Raw genomic sequence first — 468 nt, 5'->3', positions numbered from 1 at the left:
CATCACCACCGCGCTGATCCCCGGCCGCAAGGCGCCGGTGCTGCTGCAGGAAGCGACCGTGGCGCAGATGAAGCCGGGCTCGGTGGTGGTCGACCTGGCCGCCGCGCAGGGCGGCAACTGCCCGCTGACGGTGGCCGACCAGGTGGTCAACCACAACGGCGTGGTCCTGATCGGACATACCAACCTGGCCAGCATGGTGGCGGCCGACGCCTCGGCGCTCTATGCCCGCAACGTGCTGGACTTCCTCAAGCTAATTTTGGACAAGGAAGGCAGGCTTGTGATCAACAAGGAAGACGACATCGTCGCCGCCTGCCTGATGACGCGGCGGGAAGAACAGGCAGTGGCCTGATCAGGAGAACAATCATGGAAATGGTGAACCACACGGTGATCAACCTGATCATCTTCGTGCTCGCGATCTACGTGGGTTACCACGTGGTCTGGACGGTCACGCCGGCCCTGCATACGCCG

Annotated in this window: 1 protein-coding gene and 1 pseudogene; both read left to right on the top strand. The window is 63.5% G+C overall.

The window, feature by feature from the left end; translation table 11 throughout:
* A pseudogene (locus MKD38_RS30905) lies at positions 1 to 349 on the top strand (NAD(P)(+) transhydrogenase (Re/Si-specific) subunit alpha); the annotation flags it as partial.
* Between the two features lie 14 nt (positions 350 to 363).
* Positions 364 to 468, top strand: a 105-nt coding sequence (locus tag MKD38_RS30900; RefSeq protein WP_252682437.1) for a proton-translocating transhydrogenase family protein, incomplete at its 3' end; no start/stop codon positions are given.

The organism is Cupriavidus sp. WGlv3 (assembly GCF_023952475.1).
GTDB lineage: Bacteria > Pseudomonadota > Gammaproteobacteria > Burkholderiales > Burkholderiaceae > Cupriavidus > Cupriavidus phytorum.
The sequence above is the reverse complement of the archived record's forward strand: the minus strand, read 5'-3'. Positions and strand labels throughout refer to the sequence as shown.